The sequence below is a fragment of the Bacillus sp. GMs2/2 genome (assembly GCF_050172095.1).
GTDB classification, from domain to species: Bacteria; Bacillota; Bacilli; order Bacillales; family Bacillaceae_G; genus Bacillus_A; species Bacillus_A cereus.
Window position 1 is genome coordinate 1 of record NZ_JBNLYE010000442.1, and the last position, 2,896, is coordinate 2,896.

Genomic DNA, 2,896 nt, shown 5'->3' on the forward strand with positions numbered 1-2,896 from the left:
TACTAATATTCTTCATATAGTTAAATAAAGATAATCTATTTGAAGAAGAAAATTTGAATAGAGAGACAGACTTATAAAAAAATAAGCCTTGGATGATCAAAAGAGGTGGAGAAATGAAACAGTTCTTATTAAAGAGCAAAAGTGTGTTAAGCAATCATTTTGGATTCTTTCTGTTTGCCGTTATTTTATTGTGGCTCAAAACATATGCAGCTTATGTAACAGAATTCAATTTAGGAATTTCAAACACAATCCAAAAATTCTTGCTGTTTTTTAACCCGCTTAGTTCAGCAGTTCTATTTTTAGGACTAGCATTATTTGCAAAAGGGAAACGATCTTATATTTGGTTAATTATCATTAATTTGTTATTGTCGATTCTTTTATACGCAAACGTAGTATACTATCGCTTTTTCAGTGACTTTATTACGTTCCCGACATTAACACAAACGAATAACTTTGGAGATTTAGGTGGTAGTATTCTTGCATTGCTACATCTTTATGATCCATTATACTTCTTAGACACGATTATATTAATTGTGTTAGTCGCAACAAAATTTGCAAATCCAAAACCAATTCGTGTTGCGAAGCATAAATTATCTCTAGTATTTGTAGCAGGTATTTTATTATTCAGTGTTAACTTAGGTCTTGCAGAGTCTGACCGTCCTGAATTATTAACAAGAACGTTTGACCGTAATTATATTGTGAAATATTTAGGTGCATACAACTACACAATTTATGATGGAATTCAAAGTGCGAAAGCATCGACAGAACGAGCATTAGCTGATGGTGATAATATGACAGAAGTACGAAATTATTTAACATCAACTTATGCAAGTCCAAATCCTGAGTATTTCGGTAAAGGAAAGGGAATGAACGTAATTTACATTCATTTAGAGTCATTCCAAAACTTCTTAATTGATTACAAATTAAATGGTCAAGAAGTTACACCGTTCTTAAACTCATTTACAAAAGATGCGAATACACTTTATTTTGATAACTTCTTCCATCAAACAGGACAAGGGAAAACATCTGATGCGGAGTTTATGTTAGAGAATTCAATGTTTGGTTTACCGCAAGGTTCTGTCTTTACAACGAAATCTCATAATACGTATCAATCAGCACCAGCTATTTTAGGACAACAAGGATACACATCAGCAGTATTCCACGGTAACTACAAAACATTCTGGAACCGTGATGATATTTATAAATCATTTGGTTTTAATAAATTCTTTGATGCGTCATACTACGATATGAATGAAAAAGACGTAGTAAACTACGGATTAAAAGATAAACCGTTCTTTAATGAATCTATTCCGTTATTACAAACGTTGAAACAACCGTTCTATACGAAGTTTATTACGTTATCGAACCATTTCCCTTATCCAATCGATAAGGCAGAAGCAACGATTGAACCAGCAACAACAGGTGATTCATCAGTAGATACGTACTTCCAAACAGCACGCTATTTAGACGAATCTGTAAAAGGCTTCATCGATTACTTGAAACAATCTGGTTTATATGATAACTCAATTATTGTTATGTACGGAGACCATTACGGCATTTCAGATAATCATAACGCAGCAATGTCAAAAGTAATGGGTAAAGAAATGAACTCATTTGAAAATGCACAGTTACAACGTGTACCATTAATCGTTCGTGTACCAGGAGTGAAAGGTGGCGTACAACATCAATATGGTGGTGAAATTGACGTTCTTCCAACGCTATTACACTTACTAGGTACAGATACAAAGAATTATGTTCAATTCGGTTCTGATTTATTATCACCAGATCATAAACAAGTCGTTGCGTTCCGTAACGGTAACTACGTAAGCCCAACAGTTACTGCACTAAACGGCAAATACTATGATACAACTACTGGAAAACCTGTAGAATTTACAGATGAAATAAAGAAAAATGAACAAATGGTTCAAAACTCACTAAAATACTCTGACCAAGTCGTAAATGGTGACTTATTACGATTCTACACACCGGAAGGATTCACTCCAGTAGATCGTTCGAAGTATAACTATAACAACCGTGATAAAAACAAAACAAAGGTAAAAACGACTTCGGAAGGGGAAGCTAAATAATAAAAGGCGCTATTCATATGAATAGCGCCTTTTATTTGTAAATATACCATCATTATGAGACAGAACCAGCTGTTGCTTTTTGTTTTGCCTTTCCGAAGAAAACTACACCGACGATGATAATAATGATAAATGCCCATTTAACGAAAGGGTTACTTTCGAAAAATCCAGCGAACCACTTCTCATCTACAATCATTTTCGCGGCAGTATAAGCTAAAACGGCTGCTCCGATCGTAATGATGACAGGAAAACGATCCACCCATTTTAAAATTAATGTACTGCCCCATACGACTACTGGAATAGACACTAATAGTCCGATGATTACTAAAGAAAAGTTACCATGGGCAGCTCCTGCAACAGCGAGTACATTATCAATGCCCATTAACGCATCAGCAATAATAATGGTTTTAATAGCAGACCAAAATCCTTCTTCGGCTTTAATATCATGGTTTTTGCCCTCAGCGATCAGCTTGTAAGCGATCCAAATAAGAAGTACACCACCAATTAGGAGTAATCCAGGTATTTTTAATAACCAAACGACAACTAAGGTAGCGAGGGCCCTAATAGCGATTGCTCCAATGGTTCCCCAAATGATAACTTTCTTTTGTTGGTCTTTCGGTAATCTTCTTGCTGCTAATCCAATTACAATGGCGTTATCTCCGGCTAACACTAAATCGATTACAATAATGGCAAGCAAGGCAGACAAATATTCAGATGAAAGAAAATCCATATACATATCACTCCTTAAGAGTAATATGTGCTAAAGTGTTGATAATATAAAAAAAGGATTGAAATTGTGTATTCAATTCTTT

The 2,896-nt window shown here is 34.7% G+C and carries 2 protein-coding genes; one reads left to right on the top strand and one right to left on the bottom strand.

Features of this window, described 5'->3' with window-relative positions:
* Positions 1–113 precede the first annotated feature (113 nt).
* On the top strand, positions 114–2,087 hold the full coding sequence (locus tag ACQGS6_RS25720) for an LTA synthase family protein (RefSeq protein WP_074626029.1): 1,974 nt from the start codon (positions 114–116) through the stop codon (positions 2,085–2,087).
* A 52-nt stretch (positions 2,088–2,139) separates the two neighbouring features.
* Here ACQGS6_RS25720 and ACQGS6_RS25725 read toward each other — a convergent pair whose 3' ends face one another.
* Entirely contained in the window at positions 2,140–2,814 is a 675-nt protein-coding gene (locus ACQGS6_RS25725) for a TerC family protein (protein WP_000346955.1), read from the bottom strand.
* Between the last annotated feature and the right edge of the window lie 82 nt (positions 2,815–2,896).